A 26,112-nucleotide genomic window follows, 5' to 3' on the forward strand; every position below is an offset into this window, starting at 1 on the left:
TCAGCCCCGACGCAGCTTCTGGACCAGCGTCACAGCGCCCAGCACCAGCGCGCCGACCACCAGCCCGATCACCAGATTGAGCAGCATCGGCCCCAGGCCGTGGACGACAGCCTCGAGGCCCGGTACGGCCAGGTCCGCCTCGGCCACGTCCCGGGTCAGATGATGCAGCACGGGTACGCCGTGGGAGAGGATACCGCCGCCGACCAGGAACATGGCCGCGGTGCCGACCACCGACAGCAGCTTCATCAGCCTGGGCGCGGCGGTGACCAGGCTGCGCCCCAGACCGGCAAGGACACCGTCGCGACGGCTCAGGTAGAGCCCCAGGTCGTCCAGCTTGACGATGCCGGCCACCAGGCCGTAGACGCCCACGGTCATCAAGAGCCCGATGCCGATCAGCACCAGCACCTGTTGGCCAAGGGCAACGCCGGTCACCGTGCCCAGGGTGATGACGATGATTTCCGCGGAGAGGATGAAATCGGTGCGGATGGCGCCCTTGATACGCTTGCGCTCGAACGCGCGCATGTCGACGCCCTCTCCGGCCAGCGCCTCGACGCGGCGCGCATGCTCGGCCTCGTCTTCCTCGCCATGCAGAAACTTGTGGGCCAGCTTCTCGGCGCCCTCATAGCAGAGATAGGCGCCGCCCAGCATCAGCAGCACCGTCACCAGCACCGGCACGAAGGCACTGATCAGCAAGGCCGCGGGAATCAGGATCGCCTTGTTGCGCAGCGAGCCCTTGGCCACCGCCCACACCACCGGCAGCTCACGGTCGGCATGCACGCCGGTGACCTGCTGGGCATTGAGCGCCAGGTCATCGCTCAGCATCCCGGCGGTCTTCTTGGCCGCCACCTTGGTCATCAACGAGACGTCATCGAGCAGCGTGGCGATGTCGTCGATCAGGGTCAGCAGGCTGCTTCCGGCCACGTTGGCCTCCTTGGCATGGATGGGCGAGTCGTTCCCAGCATAACCGCCCGCGAGGACAAAAAAAGCCCCGCTGAGAGCGGGGCAACGAGAGAGCATCAGGGGGCGAGGGACATCATCGCTGGAAGGGGTAGACGCTGCCCAGCTTGAGCAGGCGGGTCAGCTCGTCCAGGGCGGTGAGCGTCTCGTGGGCGAGCGCCGGGTCGGCCAGGTCGGCCGGCGCCAGGCGATCGCGGTAGTGACGCTCGACCCAGGCGGTGAGTTCACCGTGCAAGGCGTCGTCGAGCAGCACACGGCCCGATACCGCGGCCCGCTCCTCCTCGGAGAGCGCCACCCGCAGCCGCAGGCAGGCGGGGCCGCCGCCGTTGCGCATCGACTGCTTGACGTCCTTGACCACCACCTCGGCGATGGGGTTGTTGCCCGCCAGCAGGTGATCCTGCAGGCAGCGCCACACCGCCTCGCGCTCCTGGCACTCGCCGGGCACCACCAGGGTCATGGTGCCGTCCGGGTTGCTGAGCAGCTGGGAGTTGAACAGGTACGAGGCCACGGCATCGTCCAGGCTCACCGCCTCCACCGGCACCCGCACCGGGATCAGCGGCGACGCCATCTTCGCGCGCAGCGCGTCGAGGGTGCCCTGCTCGTCGCGGAAGGCATATTCGTGGTAGAGCAGCACCGGCCCGTTGCCCACGGCGATGACGTCGTTATGGAAGACGCCGGCGTCGATGGCCTCGGGATGCTGCTGGGCGAACACCGTCTGCGACGCCTCCAGGCCGTGCTGGCGAGCCACCGCCTGACTGGCCTCCAGGGTCTGGCGGGCCGGGAAGCGCTTGGGCTCGACGCCGTCTCCGCCGAATGCCTGGCGACCGTAGACGTAGAGGTGCACGCCGGGCTCGCCGTGGTCGCCGGCCAGCCGGGTATGATTGGCCGCGCCCTCGTCGGAGAAGGCCGGGGTCGACGGCAGCACCGGGTGATGGACGAAGAAGCGCTCGTCGCGGAACATCGATGCCAGCACTCGGCCAGTGGTGGCCGGCTCCAGGTAGCGATGAAAGCTCGACTGCAGGTTGGCCGGCGTGAAGTGCACCCGGCGGTCCGGAGCATCGACGCTCGGCGTCACCGTGCCGGCATTGGCGGTCCACATGCTGGAGGCCGAGCACACCGCGCGCAGCACCTGGGGCGCCTCCTCGGCGGCCCGGGCCAGCACCCGGGCATCGCTGCCGGTGAAGCCCAGCGCGCGTAGGGCGCCCAGGTCCGGCCGCTGCTGGGGCGGCAGCACGCCCTGGGCGTAGCCGGCGTCCATCAGCGACTTCATCTTCTCGAGGCCCTGCAAGGCGGCCTCGCGGGGATTGGCCACCAGCCCCTCATGGCTCATCGAGGCCACGTTGCCGTGGGCCAGCCCCGAGTAGTTGTGGGTCGGGCCCACCAGGCCGTCGAAGTTGACCTCGCGTACGGTCGGATTCGGTGTCTGGCTCACAGCGTCACCCCCGGCGGCAGCTTGTCGGGCAGGCTCAGCGCCTCGCTCTCCATCGAGGCCACCGGATAGGCACAGTAATCCGCTGCGGTCTTGTAAGAGCGCGCTCGGGGCGCCTGCGGAGCGATGGGCATCAGTATCTGAATCACAGCGTCACCCCCGGCGGCAGCTTGTCGGGCAGGCTCAATGCTTCGCTCTCCATCGAGGCCACCGGATAGGCGCAGTAGTCCGCTGCATAGTAGGCACTGGGGCGATGGTTGCCGCTGTCGCCCACCCCACCGAAGGGCGCATCGCCGGAGGCGCCGGTGGTCTGGCGATTCCAGTTGACGATGCCGGCGCGGATGCGCAACAGGAAGTCGTCCCAGTCCTCACGCTCGCCGCCGATCAGCCCGGCGGAGAGACCGTAGCGGGTGTCGTTGGCAAGCGCCATCGCCTCGTCCCAGTCACGGTAGCGATGGACCTTGAGCAGCGGGCCGAAGTGCTCCTCGTCGGGGATCTCCAGGCCGGTGACGTCGATCAGCGCCGGCGACAGCAGGCTGGTGCCCTCCTCCAGGCGATGCATGCGCGACAGCACCGTACCACCACGGGCCTCCAGGTCGTCCTGGGCGGCCAGCAGGCCGTCGGCGGCCGCCACGCTCACCAGGCCGCCGTAGAACGGCGCGTCCTCGCTGAACTGGCCGGCCACGCGAAGCCGCGAGATGGCGTCGGACAGGGCGTCCAGCAGGTGGTCGCCCACCTGGCCTTCCGGCACGATCAGCCGGCGCGCACAGGTGCAGCGCTGGCCGCCGGACAGGAAGGCCGACTGCAGAATGGTCAGCACGGCGGCGTCCTGGTCGGGCACGTCCTTGATCACCAGCGGGTTGTTGCCGCCGAGCTCCAGCGCCAGGATCTTGTCGAGCTGGCCGGCGAACTGACGCTGCAGCAGGCCGCCGACCTTGGCGCTGCCGGTGAACAGCAGGCCGTCGATGCCGGGATGGGCGGACAGCGCCTGCCCCACCGGGGCTCCGCCTTGCACCAGGTTGATCACGCCCTCCGGCAGGCCGGCCTCGCGCCAGCACTGCAGGGTCAGGTCGGCGGTCAGCGGGGTCTGCTCGCTGGGCTTGAAGACCACGGTATTGCCGGCCAGCAGCGCCGGCACCATGTGACCGTTGGGCAGGTGGCCGGGGAAGTTGTAGGGCCCGAACACCGCCATCACGCCGTGGGGCCGGTGGCGCAGCACCGCCCGCGCATCGCCCAGGTCGCGCTCGCGCTCGCCGGTACGCTCCTGGTAGGCGCGGATCGAGATTGCCACCTTGCCGATCATCGCGCCCACCTCGGTGCGCGCCTCCCACAGCGGCTTGCCGGTCTCGGCGGCGATCGCCGTGGCCAGATCCTCGCGGTGGCTCTCCAGCACTTCGCGGAAGCGTTCGACCATGGCCTGGCGGGCCTCGAAGGGCTGCCGCGCCCAGCCCGGGAAGGCGGCGCGGGCGGCGTCGACGGCGGCGCCCACCTGGGCCTCGGAGGCGGCGTAGCCATGCCACAGCGCCTCGCCGGAGACCGGATCCTGCTTGGCGAAGCCTTCGGCCTCGCCGTCCTGCCATTGGCTGCCGATCAGCAGTCGTTGCGTCGCCTTCATCACGCCTCCTCGTCGCTATCCAGAATGCGCAGGGTGTCGCCGGAGCCGACCTCGAGGCGTGCCGCCTCGGCCTCGCTCAGGGTCACCACGCCGTCGTCATCGGGGCCACGGCCCAGCCAAGCCGCGCGGAACCCGGCCATGGAGGTGGTGGCGGCCAGCCAGCGCGGCCGCTCGGCCTGGGCAAGCTCGCCGGCCTTGACCTCCACCCGGCAGCTGCGGGACAGGCGCACGCCGCGCACGTCGTCGATATAGGCTTCCACGGTGGGACCACCGTCGAAGATGTCGATGAACCCTTCCCAGCGCAGGCCCTCCTTCTTGAGCATCGCCAGTGCCGGGCGAGTGTGCTCGTGGACCTGGCCGATGCAGGCCCGGGCCTCCTCGGAGAGGAAGGGGGTATAGATCGGGAACTTCGGCATCAGCTCGCCGATAAAGCTCTTCTGGCCTAAGCCAGTCAGTCTGTCCGCTTCATTGAAGTCCATGGGGAAGAAGTTGCTACCCAGGCACTCCCAGAAGGGGCTTCGGCCCTCGGCGTCGAACACGCCGCGCATCTCCGCCAGCACCTTCTCGGGGAAGCTGTCGCGGAACTCGGCCATGAACAGCCAGCGCATCATCGACAGCAGCGCGCCGTTGCGCTCGTGCCGACGGTCGGCGCCGCGGTACTCGGGGCGCAGGAACAGCGAGGCCACCTCGGCGTCGCCGGTGTGGTCCGAGCTCAAGAACAGGGTGTCGATGGTGCGGTGCAGGTCGAGCTGCACCGAGGAATGGGCCAGGGTGCCCACCCGATAGTGGTAGAAGGGCACCTCGCGGCCCACCTGGCCCTCGATGGCGCAGCAGCCGGCCAGCTTGCCGGTGGCCTCGTCCTCGAGCACGAAGAAGTAGAGGCGCTGGTCCGCCGGCGTCTGCTGGCCGAAGGCGCTGACCGCAGTGTCGATCTTGGCGGCCAGGAAGTCGCGGTTGTCGGGCAGCGAGGTGAAGCCCACCCCGGTCTCGCGGGCCAGGGCCTGCAGCTCGTCCAGGTCGGACGGGGCAATGGGTCGGATGCGCATCACAGCTCTCCCTCGTCGTAGCCCGGGTCGTGCGCGTCGCCCGGCAGGCCGAGCGGCGCGGCCAGCACGGCGCGGCCCTCCTCCACGCCGAGCTGCTCGGCATGCTCCGGCGACAGCATCAGCTGGCCGGTGGGCGACAGCGCGTAGCGCGCCACCACGCAGCGGAAGTCGCGCAGCCGCTGGTTGGCGACCATCGCCGGCTCGGCGTCCGGCAGCGAGTGGGCCGGGCGAATGCGCACCGGGTGCCAGGCGGCGCGCCGGAAGCTCGAGAGGCGGTCGCGCTCGGCCTTGATCACCGGGCCGGCGTCGAAGATGTCGACATGGCGCGAGCGCAGGAAGCCCTCGGCCAGCATCTCGTCCATCGCCGTTTCGTGGTCCGGGTGCTCGCGGCCAATGGCGGCCCGCGCCTGGGGCGTGAGCAGCGCCAGGTAGAGCGGGAACTGGGGCATCACCTCGGCGATGAAGCTTTTCGAGCGCACCCCGGCCACGTAGTTGATCTCCTGGTAGTCGCGCACGAAGAAGTGGCGACCGACGCTGTTCCAGAACGGCGACTGCTGGTCGTCGTCCAGGAATCCGGGGAAGGCCATGGCCAGGATCTCGGCGAAGCGCTCCGGGTACTGGGCGATGAACATCAGCCGCGCGCGACGCAGCAGGCTCTCTGCGCTGGTGCCACGATAGCGCGAGTCCAGCGAGTAGGCGCACAGCAGGCTCGCCTCTGAGACCTCGTGGGACAGCGACAGGGTCTGCACCTCACGTCGCACATCTAGCTGCTGCGAGGCGTGGATCAGCGTCTCCTGCCGGTAGGTGTAGTAGGCCTCACGGGCGCCGGCCTGGGCGCGCACGGTGGCGGTGCCCACCACCTCGCCGCGCTCCTGGTCCTCGAGCACGAAGGTGTAGTGCTCGTCGCCGGGGAACTCCACCTCGGCCTCGAAGGCTCGCTGGGAGCGCGTGATGCGCTCCTCCAGGCGGTCCCGGTGGGCCGGCAGGTTGGTCAGGCGCGGCGTGGCATTGCCCGCCAGCCGCTCCAGGGCCGGCAGGTCCGCCGGCCGGGTGGGACGTACGACCAGCATGGCTTGGCCTCCCGCGGATGGTTCCGGATCTCGCATGGTGTGGCCGCGGCTCACTGGGCGGCCACCAGCCGGGCGATGGCCCGTTCCAGGCGCGCCATGCCCTCGGCGATGTCGGCCTCGGGAATCACCAGCGAGGGCGCCATGCGCAGCACGTTGGGCCCGGCGACCAGCGCCATCAGGCCCTCCTCGATGGCCAGCGGCAGAATGTCCTTGGCGCGGTTGTGGTAGTCGTCGCTCATTTCCGCGCCGATCAGCAGCCCCATGCCGCGGATCTCCTTGAACACCCCGTGCTCGCGGTTGATCGCCTCGAGGTGCTCGCGGAACAGGTCGTGGCGCTGCTTGACGCCGCCCAGCACCTCGGGGGTGTCGATGTGCTCCACGGCGGCCAGGGCCACGGCGGAGGCCAGGGCGTTGCCGCCGTAGGTGGAGCCGTGGGTGCCGATGGCCATGGCCGGGGCGATGCGGTCGGTGGTCAGCATGGCGCCCACCGGGAAGCCGCCGCCCAGCGACTTGGCGCTGGTCAGGATGTCCGGGGTCACGCCGTATTCCATGTAGGCGAACAGCGAACCGGTGCGGCCCACGCCAGTCTGCACCTCATCGAAGATCAGCAGCGCGTCGTGCTCGTCGCACAGCTGGCGAAGGCCCTGCAGGAATTCCGGCGTGGCGGGCAGGATGCCGCCCTCGCCCTGCATCGGCTCGACCATCACCGCGCAGGTGTCGCCGTCGATCAGGTCGCGCACGCTGTCCAGGTCGTTGAACTCGCCGTGGACGATGCCGCCCGGCACCGGGCCGAAGCCCTGGGAGTACTTGGGCTGTCCGCCGACGCTGACGGTGAAGAAGGTGCGACCGTGGAACGACTGGTAGAAGGACACGATGCGATGCTTGTGCTCGCCGTGGTTGTCGTGGGCCCAGCGACGCGCCAGCTTGAGCGCGGCCTCGTTGGCCTCGCCGCCGGAGGAGCACAGGTAGACCTTGTCGGCGAAGGTGCGTTCGACCAGCGAGCGTGCCAGCTTGAGCGCCGGCTCGTTGGTGTAGACGTTGGAGAGATGCCACAGCTTGTCGGCCTGCGCCTTGAGGGCATCGACCAGCACCGGATGGCAGTGGCCCAGGGAGTTCACCGCGATGCCGCCGGCGAAATCGATGTACTCCTTACCTTCCTGGTCCCACAGGCGGCTGCCCTCGCCGCGCACCGGGATGGCCTTCTGCGGCGCGTAGTTGGGCACCATGTACTGGTCGAAATCGCTGCGGGTCGGGGTCTGGGTCATGTCATTCTCCGTTGTCTCGAGCCAGCCGGCTCGTTCAGGATGAATCGGATCATTCGAGTATAGGGAGCGCCTTCCAGGGGGGCTTTCAGCAATGGGACGGCGATTTGTGAAAAAGGCAGGGGCGTCTCGACGCGCCAGCGTGCCGGATCGGCTAAGGTGATGGCCTGACGGGAGAACCTCGCATGTTCAACACCACCGCCTGGAACCGCCTGCGCTATGACGTCTATGCGCCGATCTACGACGCCGTGGCCGAGCGCGCCTTTCGCCGCGCGCGGCGCGAAGCACTGGGCCAGGTGCACTGGCGCCCAGGGATGCGGGTGCTGCTGGTGGGCGCCGGCACTGGCCTCGACCTGCCCTGGCTGCCCCGGGACATCGAACTGCACGCCACCGACCTGTCTCCCGCCATGACACGACGCCTCGAACGCCGGGCCGAGACGCTGGAGCGGGACGTAGCGGTCGAGGTGATGGACGCCGAGGCGCTTGACTTCCCCGACGGCCACTTCGACGTGGTGGTGATGCACCTGATCCTGGCGGTGATGCCCGACCCGGCCCGCGGCCTGGCCGAGGCCCGCCGGGTGCTGGCCGAGGGAGGCCAGCTGTGCGTGATGGACAAGTTCCAGTCCGACGAGCGTCCGGCCAGCCTCGGGCGGCGGGCGCTGAACCTGATCACCTCGGCGATCGCCACCGATATCACCCGCCAGGCCCGGCCGCTGCTGGCAGACGCCGGCTTCGTGATCGAGGCCGACCGGCCGGTGATGATGGGCAGCCTGTTTCGCGCCCTGCTGGCGCGCAAAGGCAATATCTGAATCGTGAGCCTGAAGGGTGACGGAACTTGCCGGCTCTTCAAACGCGGCCTGACCCTATCGCCAGCATCACGCCGACGTCGCATGGCGCCGGCGCCATTCCCTGGGCGACTCCGCCTCGAGGCGTTTCCAGGCGCGCCTGAGCTGGCGGTCGTCGCCCAGTCCGACCTCCCCGGCGATGCGCGCCAGGCTCCAGGGCGTCTCCTCCATCAACTGGCGCGCCAGCTGCAGGCGCAGCCGCGTCAGGTAGTCCCCGGGCGACATCCCCGCCACGGCGACGAAGCGGCGACGCAGGTGACGCTCGCTCATCGCCGCGGCATCGGCCATGCCGGCCAGGGTCCAGCGCTCCCGGAGCCGCGCGCAGAGCGCGTCCTGCAGGCGGTGGATGCGCTCGTCGACATGGTTGCGTCCCGCAAGCCAGCCGGCCAGCTGGGGCTCGTGCCCGCTGCGTCGCAGGTAGAGCACCATCTCCCGGGCCACCGCCAGCGCCAGGCGATGCCCCAGGCGCCGGGTCAGCCAGTGCAGCATGGTATCGATGCCGGTGGAGATGCCGGCGCTGGTCAGGCAGGGCCCGTCCTCGATGAAAATGCAATCGCCCTGCACCCGGGCATCGGGCGCCAGTTCGCGCAGCCGCGCCAGCAGAGTGTGGTGGGTGGTGCAGCGCCGCCCATTCAGCAGCCCGGCCTCGGCCAGCAGCAGCGAGCCTGAGCAGATGCCCATCAGGGTATCGGCCTGGCCGGCATGGCGGCGTAGCCAATCGACGCAGGCCGGCTGCAGGGCGGGATCGATGCCGCAGCGATATTGGCCGGGCACGACCAGCAGGTCCTGCGGCTCGAGCGTCTCCGGCAACGGTTCGATGCCGCCGAGCGTAAGCGGCCCCAGCCACTCCATCGACTCGCGAGGACCGAAGTAGCGGATCGCCAGCCCGCCCGCCAGTTTCTGGGCGGCGTGCAGCACCTGCAACGGCCCGACCAGGTCCAGCGGCACCTGGCCGGGGAGCATCAGCACCCCGACCCGCAGTTCGCTCTGCTCAGGCAGCGACACCGCGCCACTCCTTCCGCAGGGTCGCCACATCGACGATCCGCGCGAAGCGTCCCTCCAGCACCAGCTCGGTGCGCGCACGGATCTCCTCGGCGCTCCAGGTGCGGCCGTGGCGCGTCATGGGGAAGGTCAGGGTCGCCTCGCCGACGAAATCCACCGCGAAGCCCAGGTCCGACGCGACCCGCGTGGTGGTCTCGCAGCACTGCTCGGTGCGGATGCCGCTGACCACTAACCGGCGGATCCCGCGCTCGCGCAGCCAGGCCTCGAGCCCGGTGTCGGTGAAGGCATTATGGACACGCTTGTGGAAGGTCGCCGCAGCAGGATCGTCGAAGCCTTCGAGCGGACGGATCAGGCCACACTCGGGATCGAAGGGCGTGCCGCTGTCCGGCTCCTCATGGAGAATGCGCACCAACGGCAGGCCGGCCTCACGGGCCAGATCCAGCAGCTCGCGCTGGCGCTCGCGCCAGGGGCCGGCCAGGGCCTCATCCCAGTAATCGCGGGCGGGGAAGGAAGCCTGGACATCGATCAGCAACAGGGCGGTGGTCATGGGACAAGTCTCTCATGGGAAGTGAAGTGCCCACCATATCGCCGTGACGCCCACGGCGAGTGCCCCGGCCGGTCAACATGCGGACCATTTCGGCCATCGCCAATGAGTCGCCACAGGGATCTCAGCCCAGGCGCTCCTCGCGAGGCGTGATGCCGAAGTGATTGCGATAGGCGGTGGAAAAGTGCGCCGCCGAGGAAAAGCCTGTCTGCAGGGCGATCTCGCCGGCCGGCCGGTCGCTCTCGCGCAGCTGCTTGCGGGCCTGCTGCAGGCGCAGGTTGAGATAGTAGCGGCTGGGCACCGCCTGAAGGTACTTCTTGAACAACCGCTCCAGCTGGCGTCGCGATATCCCCAGGTGCTCGGCCAGTTCATGGGTGGTCAGCGGCTCCTCGATGTTGGACTCCATCAGCGCCACAGCATCGATCAGGCTCTGCGGGGCATTGCCCAGCCGGGTGCGCAGCGGCACCTGCTGGGGCTCGTCGCCCATGCGGATGCGCTCGAGCACGAAGTGTTCGGAGATGCGCTCGGCCAGCTCGGCGCCGTGCTGGCTGCCGATCAGCGTCATCATCATGTCCATGGCGGCGGTGCCGCCGCCGCAGGTCAGGCGGTCGCGGTCGATCTCGAACAGCTGCTGGGAGAGCCGCACCCGGGGATAGTCGCGTGCGAAGGCCTCGAAGCGCGTCCAGGGCAGGGTCGCCCGGTAGCCCTCGAGCACCCCGGCCCGGGCCAGCAGCTCGGTGCCGCCGCCGATGCCGCCCAGCACCACCCGGGCGGCGGCCAGCCGCCGCAGCCACTCGAGCAGCGCCTCGGGCACGCTGCCCGACAGCGGCCCGGGCGCGCAGACCAGCAGCATGTCCAGGGCCTGGTCTGGCTCGCCGGCCAGCGCCTGGGGCAGCAGCGCCTGTCCGGCGGCGCTGGGCACCGGGCGTTCGTCGATGGCGAAGGTGGAAAGCCGATAGAGGCTGCGCCCCGCCAGGCGATTGGCCACTACCAGCGGTTCGGTGGCGCAGGCCTGGGCCAGCAGCGAGAAGCCCGGCAGCACCACCACGCCGACATGCCGGGACAGCGGCACGGCCGATGCAGGGGGTGAGGCGTCAGGCATGGGAACTCTCTCGCGGGCGGTGAAGGCCTATTCTAGGCCGAAGCCGCCGGCCATAACAGCCGCCCGAATACGGCGACGCCGGGCGGGGTGCCCGGCGCCTGGGATGAGCCCTCCCCGCCCCTGCAATGTGGGGAGCGGGTCGTCAGCCGCTGAGGCCGACTACCAGCATGCCGATCACCACCACCGCCACCACCACGATCATGGCGGGCAGCAACCAGGCCATGCCGTGATCCGGCTCGCGGGCCTCGGGCTGGTCCTCGTCCGGCTCGGGGTGATCATAGTCCTCGGGCTGGCTGACCTCGTGGAGGTGTTCCAGCTCTTCGTCCGGCGTCTTGCTTTCCCTGGTATCCATGCGCACCTCCTGGGCTCGAGGATCGGGAGGCAGGGCGCCGGCGCTCCGGGCCCTACGGCTCTACGACATCGAATTCCACCATCGGATTCACGTCGGCGTCGTAGTCGACGTCATCGCGCTCGAAGCCGAACAGCTTCAGGAACTCGTGCTTGTACCCAGCATAGTCGGTGATCTCGAACAGATTCTCGGTGGTCACCCGCGGCCACAGGTCCTTGCAGGCCTGCTGGACATCGTCGCGCAGCTCCCAGTCGTCGAGGCGCAGGCGGCCTGCCTCGTCGGTATCGGCGCTGCCCTGCCCTGCGCCGAGATAGAGCCGCTCGCCGAACAGGCGGTTGAGCTGGTCGATGGTGCCCTCATGCAGGCCCTGCTCCTTCATCACCTTGTAGACCATGGCGATGTAGAGCGGCATCACCGGAATCGCGGCGCTGGCCTGGGTCACCACGGACTTGAGCACCGCCACGTTGGCGCCGCCACCTTTTGGCTCGAGGCGAGCATTGATCTCGCCGGCGGCACGATCGAGGTCTTCCTTGGCCTTGCCCAGGGCACCGTGCCAGTAGATCGGCCAGGTGATCTCGGTGCCGATATAGCTGAAGGCCACGGACTTGGCGCCCTCGGCCAGCACGCCGGCCTTGTCCAGGGCGTCGATCCACAGCTCCCAGTCCTCGCCGCCCATCACCGCGGTGGTGTCGTCGATCTCCTGCTGGGTGGCCGGTTCCACCTCGGCCTCGATGATGGCGTCCTTGTTGGTGTCGATGGCGGTGGCACGGTAGGTCTCGCCGATCGGCTTGAGGGCCGAGCGCTTCAGCTCGCCGCTGTCCGGCAGCTTGCGCACCGGCGAGGCCAGCGAGTAGACCACCAGGTCGACCTGCCCCATGTCTTGCTTGATCAGCTCGATGGCCTTGTCGCGCGCCTCATGGGAGAAGGCGTCACCGTTGATGGACTTGCTGTACAGGCCCTCGGCCTTGGCGAACTTGTCGAAGGCGGCGGCGTTGTACCAGCCGGCAGTGCCCGGCTTCTTCTCGGTGCCCGGCTTCTCGAAGAACACGCCGAGGGTATCGGCGCCGTAGCCGAAGGCAGCGGTGATCCGCGCCGAGAGGCCGTAGCCGCTGGAGGCCCCGATCACCAGGACCTTCTTCGGCCCGGCACTGTTGTCCAGGCCCCGGGCGCGGGTCGCCTCGATCTGCTCGAGCACGTTCTTCTCGCAGCCGACGGGATGGGTGGTGGTGCAGATGAAACCGCGGACCTTGGGCTTGATGATCACGTGAGACCTCTTGGCGTTCGCAGCGGGGCGCCATCAATCGCCGCCCCGATGAAATGGAATTCGTACGTGGCGACATTCTAGCGGCCTCGCCGGGCGCTGTCCGCCCTTGAGCGACGTCGCCGGCTGGGGCAGGATGCGGGCATCATCATCCTGCAGGAGATCCCATGGACGCACAGACCCTCGTCGACACGCGCGGCGACCTCTGGCTGGCGCTGGCCCCGCTGTGGCTGGAGCGGGAACCGCGGGAGACCGACTATGCACGCATGGTCAAGGTGATCGAGCGCCATGCGCTGAGCAAGCATGAGCTGGAATGGGTGTTCCGTCTGGAATTGGCCCCGGTGCTGTCCCGCCACCAGATGTCGGTGGCCGGCGAGTGGCGCCGCTTCGACGATCGCAAGCTGATGCGCCAGCTGGTGGCCCATAACCTGCGCCTGACCGGCTGGCGGCGCAAGACCTGGGCGCTGTTCTCGGGGTTGACCACCATGATGGCACGCCAGCGCTGGAACGAACTGATGGAACGGCTGATGATCGCCCGCGGCGAGGACGTGCCCTCCTGATACCTCGCGCGCGGCCAACGACATGGCATGGAAGCACCACGCTGGCGCGTTTCAGTTCTCGTCCAGCGCCCGCTCCAGGGCCTCGACCAGCGCCGTCTCGCCGTCTCGGGGCGAGAAGCGGCGAATCACCCGGCCGTCGCGGCCCACCAGGAACTTGGTGAAGTTCCACTTGATCATCCCCGTCCCCAGCACTCCGGGCGCCGCGCGCTTGAGCTCGACGAACAGCGGATGGGTGTCGTGGCCGTTGACCTTGACCTTTTCCATCAGCGGGAAGGTCACGCCGTATTCCCGCTCGCCGAAGCGGCAGAACTCCTGGGCCGATTCCGGGGACTGACGGGCGAACTGGTTACAGGGAAAAGCCAACACGGTGAAGCCACGGTCGCGATAGCGCCGATAGAGTCGTTCGAGATCGCGCAGCTGGGGCGTGAAGCCGCACTTGCTGGCCACGTTGACGATCAACAGCACCTGCCCGCGCAGGGCGCGCAGGTTGAAGGGCTCGCCACGAGAAGTGTGGCAGTCATGATCATGAATGCTCATGGCGTGGGCTCACTGTCTATTCCGTCACGATGCCACGCCGCGCCGCGCTGTGCCAGTCCCGGCCCGGCACCCGCCGGCCGGCTCAAGGCGCCTCCCCGAGCCGGCCGGCCCGCCACAGCGCTTCCACCGCCTGTCGAGTGTCCGGGGTAACGCCATCGAGGGCCAGCGCCTCGGCGGGCGAATGCCAGGAGGCTTCGGCGACCTCCTCGGCCTGCAGCCTCAGCGGGCCGTCGTAGTCGACAAGGTAGGCGCTGCCGAAGATGTGATGGCCGCCGGCAGCATGCACGAACTCCAGCACATGATGCAGCGGAACGCCCACGATCCCCAGCTCTTCGGCCAGCTCACGCCGCGCGGCCAGATGCACCGCCTCACCGGCCCCGACCACGCCGCCGGCGGCCAGGTCGAGGCCGCCCGGGAACACCTCCTTGGTCAGGGTGCGGCGCTGCACGCAGATGTCACCGGCGGCATTGCGTACCACGATGTAGGTGGCGCGATGCCAATAGCGGTAGCGGCGCATGGTGGCTCGGGGGGCACTGCCGCAAGGCCGATTGCGGGCATCCACCAGTTGAATGCTCTCGTCGGCGATGCGGGGAGCGGGCAGCGGCTCGGGGGCCAGGGCGTCGTCGGTCATCACGGCTCTCCGGGGAAATGCTCTCAGCCTACCCAGTCGTGCCCAAGGGGTCACGCCCGATCGGCCCGCCGCAGCGTCCATGGCGGACCATCCCTATCCACGCTGTCGCCGAGTAGAGTCGAAACAGTTTCGACACCGTTCACTCACCCGGGAGCCCGCCATGACCGATCCTCGCCCACCGCGCTCGAGCGTCGACCTCGATAACGAAGCCATCCACTGGGACCAGGACCTGAGCTATGGCCAGTACCTGGGTCTCGAGACGCTGCTCGACTGCCAGCACCCGCGCTCCGACCAGCACGATGAGATGCTTTTCATCGTGATTCACCAGGCTTCCGAGCTGTGGATGAAGCTGTGCCTGCACGAGGCCCACGGCGCCGCCGAGCATATTCATCGAGACCACCTGCGCCCGGCCTTCAAGATGCTGACGCGCGTCGCCCGCATCCAGGAGCAGTTGATCAAGGCCTGGGAGGTGCTGGTGACCATGACCCCGGCGGACTACTCGAGCTTTCGCGATGAACTGGGCCAGAGCTCGGGCTTCCAGTCCTACCAGTATCGTGAACTGGAATTCCTGCTCGGCAACAAGAACGCGCGCATGATCGAGGCCCACCGCGCCCGCCCCGAACACTATGATCACCTGAAGGCGGTGCTTCAGGCGCCGAGCCTCTACGACATCGTGCTGCAGCGCCTCGCCGCGCGTGGCTTCGAGATCCCCACGAGCCACCTGGAGCGCGACTGGTCAGCGCCCTATGTCGCCTCGCCCGAGGTGGAAGCCGCCTGGGCGGCGATCTACCGCGACACCACGACCCACTGGGACCTCTACGAGCTGGCCGAAAAGCTGGTCGACCTGGAGTACAACTTCCAGAAATGGCGCTTCAGCCACATGAAGACGGTGGAGCGCATCATCGGCTATCGCCGCGGCACCGGCGGCACGGCGGGGGTGAACTACCTGGTCAAGGCGCTGGACCTGCAATTCTTTCCTGAGCTGTGGTCGGTGCGCACCTCGCTGTAGGTCGCGAAGAGCGGCTTTGACCACCTCGCCGGCAGGCACCATGCTCAGGTGAGTCCGCCTGCCGGAGATCGATCATGCAGGACCATGCTCCCCGCGACCGGCTAGCCACCCACACGGTGACCAACCAGCCGCCTTCCCCCAAGGACCGCGACGCACTGAGCGATGATCTGCCGCTACGCGAGGCGCTGGGCCGCGAGGCACCGGACTGGGTCGCCCGTCGCCTGGCACCGCTGGGCCGCGAGGTGGGCAGTCAGCGAGTCCAGGCGCTGGGCGAGGCGGCCAATCGCCACCCACCCGAGCTGCGCCTGTTCGACCGCTACGGCCGGCGCCTTGACGAGGTCGTCTACCACCCCGCCTATCACGAACTGATGCACCTGGCCCTGGACCACGGCTGGCAGGCCGTGGCCTGGCAGGAGGAGGGCCGCGGCGGCCATCAAGCGCACGTGGCCGCCCTCTATCTGCTGACCCAGGCCGAGCCGGGCTTCTGCTGCCCGGTGACCATGACCCATGCCGCGATGCCGGCACTGCGGTCCTCGCCCGAGGCACTCGGCGCATGGTCGCCGGGGCTGCTGGCCTGGGACTACGACCCTCGCGCCCTGCCCGCCGAGCGCAAGAGCGCCTTGACCTTCGGCATGGCCATGACCGAGAAGCAGGGCGGCAGCGACGTGCGCGCCAACACCACCCGCGCCGATCTCACCGCCGACGGCTGGCGGCTGACCGGCCACAAGTGGTTCTGCAGCGCCCCCATGTCCGACGCCTTCCTGACCCTGGCACAGACCGACGATGGCCTCGGCTGTTTCCTGGTGCCACGCTTCGCCCCAGACGGCTCGCGCAATCCCATCGAGCTGCAGCGCCTCAAGGACAAGTGCGGCAACCGTGCCAACGCCTCGGCGGAGATCGAGTACCGGGGCGCCTGGGCCCAACCGCTGGGCGAACCGGGCCACGGCGTGACGACCATCCTGACGATGGTCCAGCAGACCCGGCTGGACGCCGCCACCGCTCCCGTGGCGATGATGCGCCAGGGGCTGGCCGAGGCATGGCGCTTCGTGCGGGAACGCCAGGCCTTTGGCCGGCGGCTGTCCGAACAGCCGCTGATGCGGATGCTGATCGCCGACCTGGCCCTGGAAGTCGAGGCCGGGGTGGCACTGGTCATGCGCACCGCTCGAGCCTTCGACGGTGCCGCCCGGGACGACGAGCACGAACGCGCCCTGGCCCGCCTGCTGCCGGCGCTGGCCAAGTACTGGCACAACAAGCGCGCGCCCGGCTTCCTGGCCGAGGCCATGGAATGCCTGGGCGGCATCGGCTACGTGGAGGAGACGCCCCTGGCACGGCTCTACCGCGAGGCGCCGGTCAACTCGATCTGGGAGGGCTCGGGCAACGTCATCTGCCTGGACGTGTTGCGGGTGCTCGGGCGACACCCTGAGGCACTGGCGGCGCTGCGCGCGGAGTTCGCCACGGTGCAGGGCGAATCCACCGAGCTCGACCGCGCTCTGGCCGAGCTGGAAGGCCTGCTGGGCGAGGCGCCGGAGGCGCTCGAACCCCGCGCGCGCTGGCTGACCCAGCGCCTTGCCCAGTGCCTGCAGGCCGCGCTACTGCTGCGCCACGCCCCGCAGTCGGTGGCCCAGACCTTCTGTCGCAGCCGGTTCGGAGACGCTGCGAGCCCCGCCTATGGGGTGCTGCCCATCGATACCCCTCTGGACGACCTGCTGGACCGGCTACTCCCGGCGTGATCGAGAGGCCGCCTAGCCGGCCATTACCGCGCGTTCCAGCGGCGAAGCACGCCGGGCCAGAGCCGGAATCTCGCTGGCGGCCATGGGGCGTGCCAGGCCGAAGCCCTGCACATGGGTACAACCGAAACGCTCCAGCAGCCCCAGACAGGCGAGATCCTCGACGCCCTCGGCCACCACCCGGATCCCCAGGCGTCGCCCGAGCAGCGCCACGGCCTCGACGATAGCGGCATCCTGGACGTCCTCATGCACACGGCTGACGAAGCTGCGATCGATCTTCAGCTCGCTGATCGGCAGCCGCTGCAGCCGTGAAAGTGACGAATATCCCACGCCGAAGTCATCCACGGAGACCTCGAGGCCCGAAAGGTGCAAGCGTGTCGCCACCTCGCTGCCGAGCAGCTCATCCTCCATGGACGACGACTCGATGATTTCCAGCACCAGAGGCGTACCACCAGAGGCATGCCACCTTGCCCGCACCAGGTTTACCAGCTCTGGACACAGCAGATCGTCGGGCGTCACGTTGAGCGATAGCGACAGGTGTACCCCCGCACGGCGCCAGCCGGCGGCATCCGACATGGCCATCTGCAGCACGCGGCGCGTCAACTGCCGCCCCTGGACGGCGCTGAGCAACGGCAGGAACTCCCCCGGGGCCAGCAGCCCGGCCTCGGGATGACGCCAGCGCACCAGGGCTTCGACGCCGGAGAGGCGGCGCGTGGCCAGATCGAACTGGGGCTGATAGTGGAGGATCAGCTCATGACTGGCGAAAGCCCGTTCCAGATCCTGCTGCCGGAATCGGGGCCCCAGGCGCGCCGGCACCTCTCGACAGGTCGGCTCCAGGCAGGCCAGCCGCTCGCGCAGCTCGGCGAGGCGCATCGGCTTGTCCAGCGACACCAGCATGTCCAGGCCGAGCGACTCGCCCAGGCGTTCGGCAATGCGTGCCACCTTGCGTTCGACGCCACTGAGCAGCAGTACCTTGCCGGAATAGCGACACTCGGCCAGATGTCGCAGCGCCACGATGTGATCGTGGTCGCCGAAGGCCAGCCCGATGGCGACCAGACGGGGGCGGCGAACCATGACCTCGTCGACCAGATGATGCACATGGCGGGAATGGTGGGTCTCCACTCCCAGCACCTGGAGCTGAACCGCCAGCGTGGCAGCCGCATCGGCATCGTCTTCGAGCACCATTGCCAGCGTCGGGGCAGAAGACGCGTTCATTGACGACATTTCCGGTGGAAGCAAACTCACAAGGGTATCAAGCGGGGCACGACAATCCACTGATCGCGATCAACGCCAGCCTCAGTGCAGGGGGCCCGCTACCACCCGCAACGCCAGGGCCAGCAGCAGCACGCCGGTGGCGCGATTGATCCAGTGGGCCCGGGCCTGCAGCCACGGGAGCACTCGCGAATGCGAGAGACTGACGGCCACCAGCACGTACCAGCCCCCGTCGATGATCATCGCCGTCAGCACGATGATCGCCCGAGCGGCCAGGCTCATGTCGGGCGTCACGAACTGGCTGAGCAACGCAACGAAGAACAGGATCAGCTTGGGGTTGCCGAGCGCAACCAGCATGCCATCGCGGGCTGCCTGACCACCGGTCGTGGTCATGGCATCGGCCTGCAGGGCACCGGCGCGGCCGGCTCGCAGGGCCTTGATGCCGAGCCAGGCCAGGTAGGCCGCCCCGCCCCAGGTGAGCCCCTGGAACAGCGCTGGATAACGCTCGATCAGCGCGCCCAGCCCCCAGACGGTAAGCAACGCATAGAGCCCCACCCCCAGCGCATGGGACAGTGCCGCCATGATACCCGGCAGGCGACCTCCGCCCAGGGTATGACGCAGCACCAGCGCCAGGCTCGGTCCCGGCGACATGGCCCCCATGGCACAGACGGCTGCCAGGGACATCCACAGTGAAAACGGCATCACGGTCTCCTTGGATCATCTAGGTCAGGGCTCAAGGGCGAACCCTATCGGCGTGCTCGCTCCGTGCGTCATCGCCGAGTGGCAAGGCGGCCAGTGCCCGGGCCACCTCGTCCATGTCGAGATCGGCGAGATGACTGCCGGTCTCGATCATCGCGCCATGTTCGGCCAGTGGCCGCCAGCGACGCTGGGGTCTGGCGAAGAGCCCCAGGGTCGGCCGGTTCCAGGCACTGGCCATGTGCAGCACCGCCGTATCGGGCGTCACCACCAGGGCGGCATGCTTCACGATGGCGACGCTATGCGGCAGGCTGACATCCAGCGCCAGGAGGTGCACCCAGGGCAAGTCCGTCGCCAGCCGTTGCGCCTTGCCCTCGCCATCGGGGCCGAAGACCATCACCACCGGCAGCCCATGCTCGTGATGAAGAAGTTCGCAGAGTCGGCGCCCCTGGTCGAGAGAAAGCTGGCGTGCCGGATGGCCGCCCTCCAGGTTCAACGCCACGTAGGGCCCCAAGGGCGCCACGCTCCGACGTACCCTCTGTTCATCCTCGGCGGCGATCGGGAACTCGTAGGCCCCGGGCACCTCGGCAATACCGGCCTCGCGCATCAGCGCGGCCCAGCAGTGCGGGCGAGCGCCGCCTCGATCATGCAGCGACCTGGCAGCCTCGCCGAGCGGCGAGTAGCAGCGCAGGGGCGAGCCCCCCAGCCGCAGATTGCAGCGCGCCTGCAGGGTACCGACGAAACAGCACGCCGCGGAGCTGTAGCGGATGGTGCCCTCGATGCACAGGTCGATGCGACCGTGGCGGGCCTTCAGGTCGCGAGCCACGGCGCGGGTCGCCCCGATATCCCGGTGCTGGTCGATCGTCACCACCTCGACCCTCTCGTCGTCGATCCTCCGGAACACGACTTCGTTGTAGGCCGAGGCCACGATCACGATGCGCGGTACGCCACGTGCCTGCAAGGCCCTGATGACGGGGAACACCGCCATGCCATCGCCAATTTTCTTGGGCACGTAGAGCACCGCAGCGTGGAGCGTCTCGGGAACGTCCACGCCCGACGAATAATCGTACCGGAACTGGTGATAGCGCCGAGACAGGGTACGAATCGGGTGGCGCAGAAGCTGCTGGGAAAATGTGGGGGGAACGGCCATAGATGACGTGGCAAACCAGGTATTCACGAGAGGGACATCGAGTGGCCTCGTGGTGCGTCTCTCAGCACTACCGACTTGCCAGGCAGGCCGGGGCAACGCTCATGGCGCTGGCACGACGGGGCCGGAAGCCTGGCAACGGTACGCCTGCCGGCCTGACGAAGCCAGTGCGCACTCGGGCATGAGAAAAACTCACCATACGATATCGCGGTGTCTTGCAACAGGGCCACCCGCGAGACGCATCGCGCCGGTGGGGAGACGTCCCTCATTGCATTGCCCATGATAGGGTCGCAATACGCCTCCACTCCCTGCTCCCGCTCACGAACCTGCAGGTAACGCATGTCCAGCGACACTCCCCTAGCCCCGCACCTCGAACGCCCTCGCAACCTGTCGACACTGATCGCCCGGGTACGGCATGCCGGCCGCCGCCGAGACGACATCAGCCTTGACGCCATCCTCGACGCGGTGGGGCGGCGCAGCTTCGCTCCCTTTCTGCTGATCGCGGGACTCATCACCCTGGCACCGCTGATCGGCGACATACCCGGGGTGCCCACCCTGATGGCCAGCCTGGTGGTATTGGTGGCCGCCCAACTGCTGCTGGGCCGACAGCACTTCTGGCTGCCGCGCTTCCTGCTGGAGCGGCGGGTATCCCGCGAGCGCTTCCTGCGGGTCACCGGCTGGCTGGAGAAGCCAGCCCACTGGGTCGACTGTTGCCTGCGGGCTCGCCTGACCTGGCTTACCCGCTCCCCGGCCCACCTGCCGGTGGCCCTGACCTGCCTGCTGATCGGGCTGGCCATGCCGCCGATGGAGCTGGTGCCCTTCTCCGCCAACGGCGGCGGCCTGGCGCTGACCCTGTTCGGCCTGGCACTGCTCGCCGAAGACGGCCTGATGGCGCTCGCGGCCTACCTGCTGACCGGCACCACCCTGGCACTGGTGATCATCGGCCTCGCCTGAACCAAAAAAAGCGGCCTTGGACAAGGCCGCCGGAAACGGGAAATGTGTCATGCAGGGAAGCTGACACACCACCCATTATTCATGATCAATTTCACGGGATATTTTCCGGAAAGCGCTTATATACGGCCCCACATCATGACTTTGACCGTATGGCCAGCCGTGAGCAGCAATGACAGGCATGCACGAGCCAAGCGCGACGACGCGTAGATCTTCCGTCGTCATTCCGTTGACACGTTAAGGATTTCTCATTCAGAACAAGCACAAGGAGGGAGGTAAGTGCTTGATTTTATGGTACCGGTGGTCGGACTCGAACCGACAAGGGCTTGCACCCGGCGGATTTTGAATCCGCTGCGTCTACCAATTCCGCCACACCGGCAACGGCGGTGCATTATACGTGTGCAGAGCAGCAGGTCAATTACGGGCCCTGACTTAACAGCGGCAACAGGGTATCCTTGGCGGCTTGCCGCGGCTCTCCCGAGCCACCGTCCATCCCATCAGCCGGATCGTTTCGCCCCATGCAGCGCGCCGATTTCCACTACGAGCTTCCCGAGGCGCTGATCGCCCGCTATCCCTCCGAGCAGCGCAGCGACTGTCGCCTGCTGTGCGTCGACGGCGAGAGCGGCGCGCTCGCGCACCGCCGCTTCCCCGACCTGCTCGAGACGCTCGAGCCGGGCGACCTGCTGGTGTTCAACGACACCCGGGTGATTCCGGCTCGGCTGCACGGCCACAAGGCCAGCGGCGGGCGCGTCGAGATGCTGCTGGAGCGTCCGCTGGACGCCCATCGCGGCCTGGCGCACCTGCGTTCGAGCAAGTCGCCCAAGCCCGGCACCGAGCTCGAGTTCGAGGGCGGCATCCGCGCCGTGGTCGAGGGCCGCCGCGAGGCGCTGTTCGAGCTGCGCTTCCTCGGCGAAACGCCGCTGGTGGAGCTGCTCGAGACCCACGGCCACATGCCGCTGCCGCCCTACATCACCCGCGAGGACGAGCTCTCCGACCGCGAGCGCTATCAGACCGTCTACGCCCGCCGCGAGGGCGCAGTGGCCGCGCCGACCGCGGGGCTGCACTTCGACGAACCGCTGCTCGAAAAGCTCGCCGAAAAGGGCGTGGAAAGTGCCTTCGTCACCCTGCACGTAGGCGCTGGCACCTTCCAGCCGGTGCGCGCCGACGACATCCGCGACCACGAGATGCACAGCGAGTGGATCGAGGTCTCCGAGACGGTCTGCGAGCAGGTGCGCGCCGCTCGCGCCCGGGGCAACAAGGTGATCGCGGTGGGCACCACCAGCGTGCGCTGCCTGGAATCGGCCTGCCTGAAGAGCGCCGATGGCGAGATCACGCCCTACAGCGGCGAGACCGACATCTTCATCTATCCCGGCTACGACTGGCGGGTGGTCGACGCCCTGATCACCAACTTCCACCTGCCGGAGTCGACCCTGCTGATGCTGGTGTCCTCCTTCGCGGGTTACGAAACGGTGATGGCCGCCTATCAGGAAGCGGTCCGCGAAGAGTACGCCTTCTTCAGCTATGGCGACGCCATGCTGCTGACGCGCGCCCGCTGAGCCGAAGACCGACGGCCACCCGCTCCGACGAATTTCGAGAGACCCCATGCGAGACGAATGCTTCATGAATTTCGAGCACCTGGCCAGTGATGGCCGGGCGCGCCGCGGCCGGCTGACCTTCCCCCGGGGAACGGTCGAGACACCCGCCTTCATGCCGGTGGGCACCTACGGCACCGTCAAGGGCATGACGCCCCAGTCGGTCAAGGAGATCGGCGCCGAGATCATCCTCGGCAACACCTTTCACCTGTGGCTGCGCCCGGGCGTTGATGTGATCGAGGGCCACGGCGACCTTCACGACTTCGCCCAGTGGGACAAGCCGATCCTCACCGACTCCGGCGGCTTCCAGGTGTTCTCGCTCGGCGAGATGCGCAAGATCACCGAGGAAGGCGTGCACTTCCGCTCCCCGGTGGACGGCGCGAAGGTGTTCATGGGCCCCGAGGAGTCGATGGCCGTGCAGCGCTCGCTGGGCTCGGACATCGTGATGATCTTCGATGAATGCACGCCCTACCCGGCCACCGAGGACGAGGCGCGCAAGTCCATGGAGATGTCGCTGCGCTGGGCCAAGCGCTCGCGGGATGCCCACGGCGATTCGCCCTCGGCGCTGTTCGGCATCATCCAGGGCGGCATGTACCCGGAGCTCCGCGAGAAGTCGCTCGAAGGCCTCGAGGCGATCGGCTTCGACGGCTACGCCATCGGCGGCCTCTCGGTGGGCGAGCCCAAGGAAGAGATGATCAAGGTGCTCGACTACCTGCCCGAATGGATGCCGGCCGACAAGCCGCGCTACCTGATGGGCGTGGGCAAGCCGGAGGACCTGGTGGAGGGCGTGCGCCGCGGGGTCGACATGTTCGACTGCGTGATGCCCACCCGCAACGCGCGCAACGGCCACCTGTTCACCGGGGAAGGCACGGTCAAGATTCGCAACGCCAAGCATCGCCATGACACCCGGCCGCTGGAGGAAGGGTGCGACTGCTATACCTGCCAGCATTTTTCCCGGGCCTATCTGCACCACCTGGACCGCTGTGGCGAGATGCTCGGCTCGATGCTCAATACCATCCACAATCTGCGTCACTATCAGCGCCTGATGGCTGGTTTGCGCGGTGCTATCGAAGCGGGTACATTGGCCAACTTCGTGGAAGGGTTCTACGCGCAGCGCGGCCTGCCGGTCCCCCCCGCACCGAATTGATCGGCGGGCGGCCCCCGTGGCCACTCGCCGAGCGCCGATGGAAGGCGCCTGGTTTTCCCGCGACTCAGGAGATCGTCGTACATGCTGGACTTCTTCATTTCCCCGGCCCTGGCCCAGGACGCCGGAGGCGCCCCGGGCGGTGGCATCGCCCAGATCGTGATGCTGGTCGGCTTCGTGCTGATCTTCTACTTCCTGCTGTGGCGCCCGCAGGCCAAGCGTGCCAAGCAGCACAAGCAGCTGGTCGCCGGCCTGTCCAAGGGTGACGAGATCGTCATCGGCGGCGGCATGCTGGGCCGCATCACCAAGGTCAGCGAAGACAGCGAGTTCCTGACCATGGAGATTTCCGAGGGCACCGAGGTCAGCGTGCAGAAAACCGCCGTGGCGGCCGTTCTGCCCAAGGGCACGCTCAAGTCCATCTGACCGGACGCCCCCGCGCCCGCACCGCTGCAAGGCCGTGCGGGCTGCCCTGCGACCACCGAGGCGGGGCCCGGCCGGCCGGCTCCGCCCGGTGCTCGTGATGGCATAGCGTCCGTTCCATCATCAGCAACCTGAGGGCAGGGCCCCCATGCTCAACCGTTATCCCCTGTGGAAGTATCTGCTGATACTCCTCGTGCTCCTCGTCGGCCTGATCTATTCCCTCCCCAACCTCTTCCCCGAGGATCCGGCGGTACAGATCAGCAGCGACCGGGGCGAATTCACCCTCGACGAGCGCCGTCTCGAGCGCCTCGAGACCTCCCTCTCCGACGCCGGCATCGACATCCAGTCCGTCGAACGCGAGCCCACCAGCGTGCTCATCCGCCTCGACAACGCCGATGACCAGATCCAGGCCCGCGACATGCTCAGCGAGGCGCTGGGCGACGACTACGTGGTGGCACTTAACCTGGCCGAATCGACCCCGGCCTGGCTGGAGTCCCTGGCCGCCTCTCCGATGACCCTTGGCCTGGACCTGCGCGGCGGCGTGCACTTCCTGCTCGAGGTCGACATGGACGCCGCTCTTCAGCAGCGCCTCGAGGTCAACGCCAGCGCCATGCGCGAGACCCTGCGCGACGAGCGGATCCGCTACCGCAACACCGAGATCGACACGCGCGCGATCCGCATGGACTTCATGAACGCCGAGGATCGCGACGAAGCCCGCCGCCTGATCAGCCGCGAGTTCCCCGAGTTCGAGTACCGCAATCTCGAGCGCGACCGCGGGGCCGGGCTGGCCATGACGCTGACCGACGCGGCCGTGGAAGAGATCCAGGACTATGCGGTCAACCAGAACCTGACCACGCTGCGCAACCGCGTCAACGAACTGGGCGTGGCCGAACCGCTGGTCCAGCGCCAGGGGCCGGCGCGCATCGTCGTCGAGCTGCCCGGTGTGCAGGACACCGCCGCCGCCAAGCGCATCGTCGGCGCCACCGCCAACCTGGAATTCCGCCTCGAGGCCCGCCCGGACACCCCGGAGGCCGAGACCGAGAGCTTCCCGTTCCGTAACGACGCCTCGCGCAACGCCACCCTGATGCGCGACGTCATCATCACCGGCGACAGCGTCTCCAACGCCAACCGCAGCTTCGACGAGAACGGTAGGCCCCAGGTCAACATCAACCTGGACGGTACCGGTGGCACCCTGATGAACCGCTCCACCCGCACCAACATCGGTCGCAACATGGCGGTGCTGTTCATCGAGCACAAGACCCGCGACCGCACGGTGATCGAGGACGGCAAGGAGACCACCGTCCGCACGCCCTACACCGAGCGCGGCATCATCAGCCTGGCCACCATCCAGAGCGCGCTGGGCAACAGCTTCCGCATCACCGGGCTCGACTCGCCCACCGAGGCGGCCGAGCTGGCGCTGCTGCTGCGCTCCGGCTCGCTGGCCGCACCGATCTACTTCGCCCAGGAACGCACCATCGGGCCGAGCCTCGGCGAGAAGAACATCGAGCGCGGCATCCTCTCGGTGGAGATCGGCCTGCTGCTGGTGGTGGCCTTCATGCTGCTGCGCTACAAGGTGTTCGGGGTGATCGCCAATCTCGCCCTCGGCTTCAACCTGGTGCTGCTGGTGGCCGCCATGTCGCTGCTCGGCGCTACCCTGACGCTGCCCGGCATCGCCGGCATCGTGCTCACGCTAGGCATGGCGGTGGACGCCAACGTGCTGATCTTCGAGCGCATCCGCGAGGAGCTCCGCACCGGTCTATCGGTGCAGCAGGCGATCCACGCCGGCTATGAGCGCGCCTTCACCTCCATCGTCGACGCCAACATCACCACCCTGCTGGTGGCGTTGATCCTGTTCTCGATCGGCACCGGCCCGGTCAAGGGCTTCGCCGTGACGCTGTCGCTGGGCATCCTGACCTCGCTGTTCACCGCCCTGATGGTGACCCGCGCCATGGTCAACCTGTGCTACGGCGGCAAGCCCGTGAAGAAGCTCTGGATTTAGGAGAA

26 protein-coding genes and 1 tRNA gene are annotated in these 26,112 nt (G+C 68.2%); 9 read left to right on the forward strand and 18 right to left on the reverse strand.

Annotated elements, in window-relative coordinates:
- The 7 genes from FHR96_RS01430 to FHR96_RS01460 form a co-directional block, all read right to left on the reverse strand.
- Positions 1-921, reverse strand: coding sequence for a DUF808 domain-containing protein (locus tag FHR96_RS01430; RefSeq protein WP_343066306.1), 921 nt, complete (start codon positions 919-921; stop codon positions 1-3).
- A 112-nt stretch (positions 922-1,033) separates the two neighbouring features.
- Positions 1,034-2,389, reverse strand: a complete 1,356-nt coding sequence (gene astB, locus FHR96_RS01435) for an N-succinylarginine dihydrolase (protein ID WP_183385852.1) — start codon at positions 2,387-2,389, stop codon at positions 1,034-1,036.
- Positions 2,386-2,535: a hypothetical protein gene (locus FHR96_RS01440; RefSeq protein ID WP_183385853.1), complete on the reverse strand. Its 150-nt coding sequence runs from the start codon at positions 2,533-2,535 to the stop codon at positions 2,386-2,388. Before FHR96_RS01440 ends, astB begins: the two co-directional genes overlap by 4 nt.
- Entirely contained in the window at positions 2,532-4,001 is a 1,470-nt protein-coding gene (gene astD, locus FHR96_RS01445) for a succinylglutamate-semialdehyde dehydrogenase (RefSeq protein ID WP_183385854.1), read from the reverse strand. The genes FHR96_RS01440 and astD overlap by 4 nt, the downstream gene beginning before the upstream one ends.
- Positions 4,001-5,047, reverse strand: a complete 1,047-nt coding sequence (gene astA, locus FHR96_RS01450) for an arginine N-succinyltransferase (protein WP_183385855.1) — start codon at positions 5,045-5,047, stop codon at positions 4,001-4,003. The genes astD and astA overlap by 1 nt, the downstream gene beginning before the upstream one ends.
- Entirely contained in the window at positions 5,047-6,117 is a 1,071-nt protein-coding gene (locus FHR96_RS01455; protein ID WP_183385856.1) for an arginine N-succinyltransferase, read from the reverse strand. The genes astA and FHR96_RS01455 overlap by 1 nt, the downstream gene beginning before the upstream one ends.
- 50 nt (positions 6,118-6,167) lie before the next feature.
- Positions 6,168-7,382 carry an aspartate aminotransferase family protein gene (locus tag FHR96_RS01460; RefSeq protein WP_183385857.1) on the reverse strand — a complete coding sequence of 405 codons (1,215 nt, stop codon included), beginning with the start codon at positions 7,380-7,382 and terminating at the stop codon, positions 6,168-6,170.
- 182 nt (positions 7,383-7,564) lie between these two features.
- Here FHR96_RS01460 and FHR96_RS01465 point away from each other — a divergent pair, with 182 nt between their 5' ends.
- On the forward strand, positions 7,565-8,188 hold the full coding sequence (locus tag FHR96_RS01465) for a class I SAM-dependent methyltransferase (protein WP_183385858.1): 624 nt from the start codon (positions 7,565-7,567) through the stop codon (positions 8,186-8,188).
- A gap of 66 nt (positions 8,189-8,254) precedes the next feature.
- On the opposite strand, the gene FHR96_RS01470 is transcribed toward FHR96_RS01465, so the two are convergent.
- The 5 genes from FHR96_RS01470 to fabV form a co-directional block, all read right to left on the reverse strand.
- On the reverse strand, positions 8,255-9,229 hold the full coding sequence (locus tag FHR96_RS01470; RefSeq protein ID WP_343066307.1) for a GlxA family transcriptional regulator: 975 nt from the start codon (positions 9,227-9,229) through the stop codon (positions 8,255-8,257).
- Complete coding sequence (locus FHR96_RS01475; protein WP_183385860.1) at positions 9,216-9,773, reverse strand: isochorismatase family protein; 558 nt, start codon at positions 9,771-9,773, stop codon at positions 9,216-9,218. Before FHR96_RS01475 ends, FHR96_RS01470 begins: the two co-directional genes overlap by 14 nt.
- 121 nt (positions 9,774-9,894) lie before the next feature.
- On the reverse strand, positions 9,895-10,872 hold the full coding sequence (locus FHR96_RS01480) for a GlxA family transcriptional regulator (RefSeq protein WP_183385861.1): 978 nt from the start codon (positions 10,870-10,872) through the stop codon (positions 9,895-9,897).
- A 142-nt stretch (positions 10,873-11,014) separates the two neighbouring features.
- On the reverse strand, positions 11,015-11,224 hold the full coding sequence (locus FHR96_RS01485; RefSeq protein ID WP_183385862.1) for a hypothetical protein: 210 nt from the start codon (positions 11,222-11,224) through the stop codon (positions 11,015-11,017).
- 52 nt (positions 11,225-11,276) lie between these two features.
- Positions 11,277-12,485, reverse strand: coding sequence for an enoyl-ACP reductase FabV (fabV, locus tag FHR96_RS01490; protein WP_183385863.1), 1,209 nt, complete (start codon positions 12,483-12,485; stop codon positions 11,277-11,279).
- Between the two features lie 164 nt (positions 12,486-12,649).
- Between fabV and FHR96_RS01495 the strand changes: the two genes are divergently transcribed.
- Complete coding sequence (locus tag FHR96_RS01495) at positions 12,650-13,042, forward strand: DUF7079 family protein (RefSeq protein ID WP_183385864.1); 393 nt, start codon at positions 12,650-12,652, stop codon at positions 13,040-13,042.
- Between the two features lie 51 nt (positions 13,043-13,093).
- Here FHR96_RS01495 and FHR96_RS01500 read toward each other — a convergent pair whose 3' ends face one another.
- Positions 13,094-13,579, reverse strand: coding sequence for a glutathione peroxidase (locus FHR96_RS01500; RefSeq protein WP_183385865.1), 486 nt, complete (start codon positions 13,577-13,579; stop codon positions 13,094-13,096).
- Positions 13,580-13,661: 82 nt separating this feature from the next.
- On the reverse strand, positions 13,662-14,210 hold the full coding sequence (locus tag FHR96_RS01505) for an NUDIX hydrolase (protein ID WP_183385866.1): 549 nt from the start codon (positions 14,208-14,210) through the stop codon (positions 13,662-13,664).
- 160 nt (positions 14,211-14,370) lie between these two features.
- Between FHR96_RS01505 and kynA the strand changes: the two genes are divergently transcribed.
- Both kynA and FHR96_RS01515 read left to right on the forward strand, forming a co-directional pair.
- Positions 14,371-15,219 carry a tryptophan 2,3-dioxygenase gene (gene kynA, locus FHR96_RS01510; protein WP_183385867.1) on the forward strand — a complete coding sequence of 283 codons (849 nt, stop codon included), beginning with the start codon at positions 14,371-14,373 and terminating at the stop codon, positions 15,217-15,219.
- A 74-nt stretch (positions 15,220-15,293) separates the two neighbouring features.
- Positions 15,294-16,949: an acyl-CoA dehydrogenase family protein gene (locus FHR96_RS01515; RefSeq protein ID WP_183385868.1), complete on the forward strand. Its 1,656-nt coding sequence runs from the start codon at positions 15,294-15,296 to the stop codon at positions 16,947-16,949.
- Between the two features lie 12 nt (positions 16,950-16,961).
- Here the strand turns inward: FHR96_RS01515 and FHR96_RS01520 are convergent, their stop codons facing one another.
- From FHR96_RS01520 to FHR96_RS01530, 3 genes are all read right to left on the reverse strand, one after another.
- Positions 16,962-18,161 carry an EAL domain-containing response regulator gene (locus FHR96_RS01520; protein ID WP_183385869.1) on the reverse strand — a complete coding sequence of 400 codons (1,200 nt, stop codon included), beginning with the start codon at positions 18,159-18,161 and terminating at the stop codon, positions 16,962-16,964.
- 81 nt (positions 18,162-18,242) lie between these two features.
- Positions 18,243-18,860: a LysE family translocator gene (locus tag FHR96_RS01525; RefSeq protein WP_183385870.1), complete on the reverse strand. Its 618-nt coding sequence runs from the start codon at positions 18,858-18,860 to the stop codon at positions 18,243-18,245.
- Positions 18,861-18,891: 31 nt separating this feature from the next.
- Positions 18,892-20,004 (reverse strand): glycosyltransferase family 9 protein, encoded by a 1,113-nt coding sequence (locus FHR96_RS01530; protein ID WP_183385871.1) that lies wholly within the window; start codon positions 20,002-20,004, stop codon positions 18,892-18,894.
- Positions 20,005-20,340: 336 nt separating this feature from the next.
- Here FHR96_RS01530 and FHR96_RS01535 point away from each other — a divergent pair, with 336 nt between their 5' ends.
- Positions 20,341-20,955 (forward strand): exopolysaccharide biosynthesis protein, encoded by a 615-nt coding sequence (locus tag FHR96_RS01535; protein ID WP_183385872.1) that lies wholly within the window; start codon positions 20,341-20,343, stop codon positions 20,953-20,955.
- Positions 20,956-21,244: 289 nt separating this feature from the next.
- Here FHR96_RS01535 and FHR96_RS01540 read toward each other — a convergent pair.
- Positions 21,245-21,331: transfer RNA gene (locus tag FHR96_RS01540), tRNA-Leu, on the reverse strand.
- Between the two features lie 139 nt (positions 21,332-21,470).
- Between FHR96_RS01540 and queA the strand changes: the two genes are divergently transcribed.
- The 4 genes from queA to secD all read left to right on the forward strand — a co-directional run bounded on the left by queA (position 21,471) and on the right by secD (position 26,107).
- Positions 21,471-22,508: a tRNA preQ1(34) S-adenosylmethionine ribosyltransferase-isomerase QueA gene (gene queA / locus FHR96_RS01545; protein ID WP_183385873.1), complete on the forward strand. Its 1,038-nt coding sequence runs from the start codon at positions 21,471-21,473 to the stop codon at positions 22,506-22,508.
- A 64-nt stretch (positions 22,509-22,572) separates the two neighbouring features.
- Positions 22,573-23,691, forward strand: coding sequence for a tRNA guanosine(34) transglycosylase Tgt (tgt, locus tag FHR96_RS01550; RefSeq protein ID WP_183385874.1), 1,119 nt, complete (start codon positions 22,573-22,575; stop codon positions 23,689-23,691).
- A gap of 81 nt (positions 23,692-23,772) precedes the next feature.
- The gene (gene yajC / locus FHR96_RS01555) at positions 23,773-24,111 is read left to right on the forward strand and encodes a preprotein translocase subunit YajC (protein ID WP_183385875.1); all 339 of its coding nucleotides are present in this window, start codon (positions 23,773-23,775) and stop codon (positions 24,109-24,111) included.
- Between the two features lie 145 nt (positions 24,112-24,256).
- On the forward strand, positions 24,257-26,107 hold the full coding sequence (gene secD, locus FHR96_RS01560; RefSeq protein WP_183385876.1) for a protein translocase subunit SecD: 1,851 nt from the start codon (positions 24,257-24,259) through the stop codon (positions 26,105-26,107).
- The last annotated feature ends 5 nt before the right edge of the window (positions 26,108-26,112 follow it).

The organism is Halomonas organivorans (genome assembly GCF_014192055.1).
Lineage (GTDB): Bacteria > Pseudomonadota > Gammaproteobacteria > Pseudomonadales > Halomonadaceae > Halomonas > Halomonas organivorans.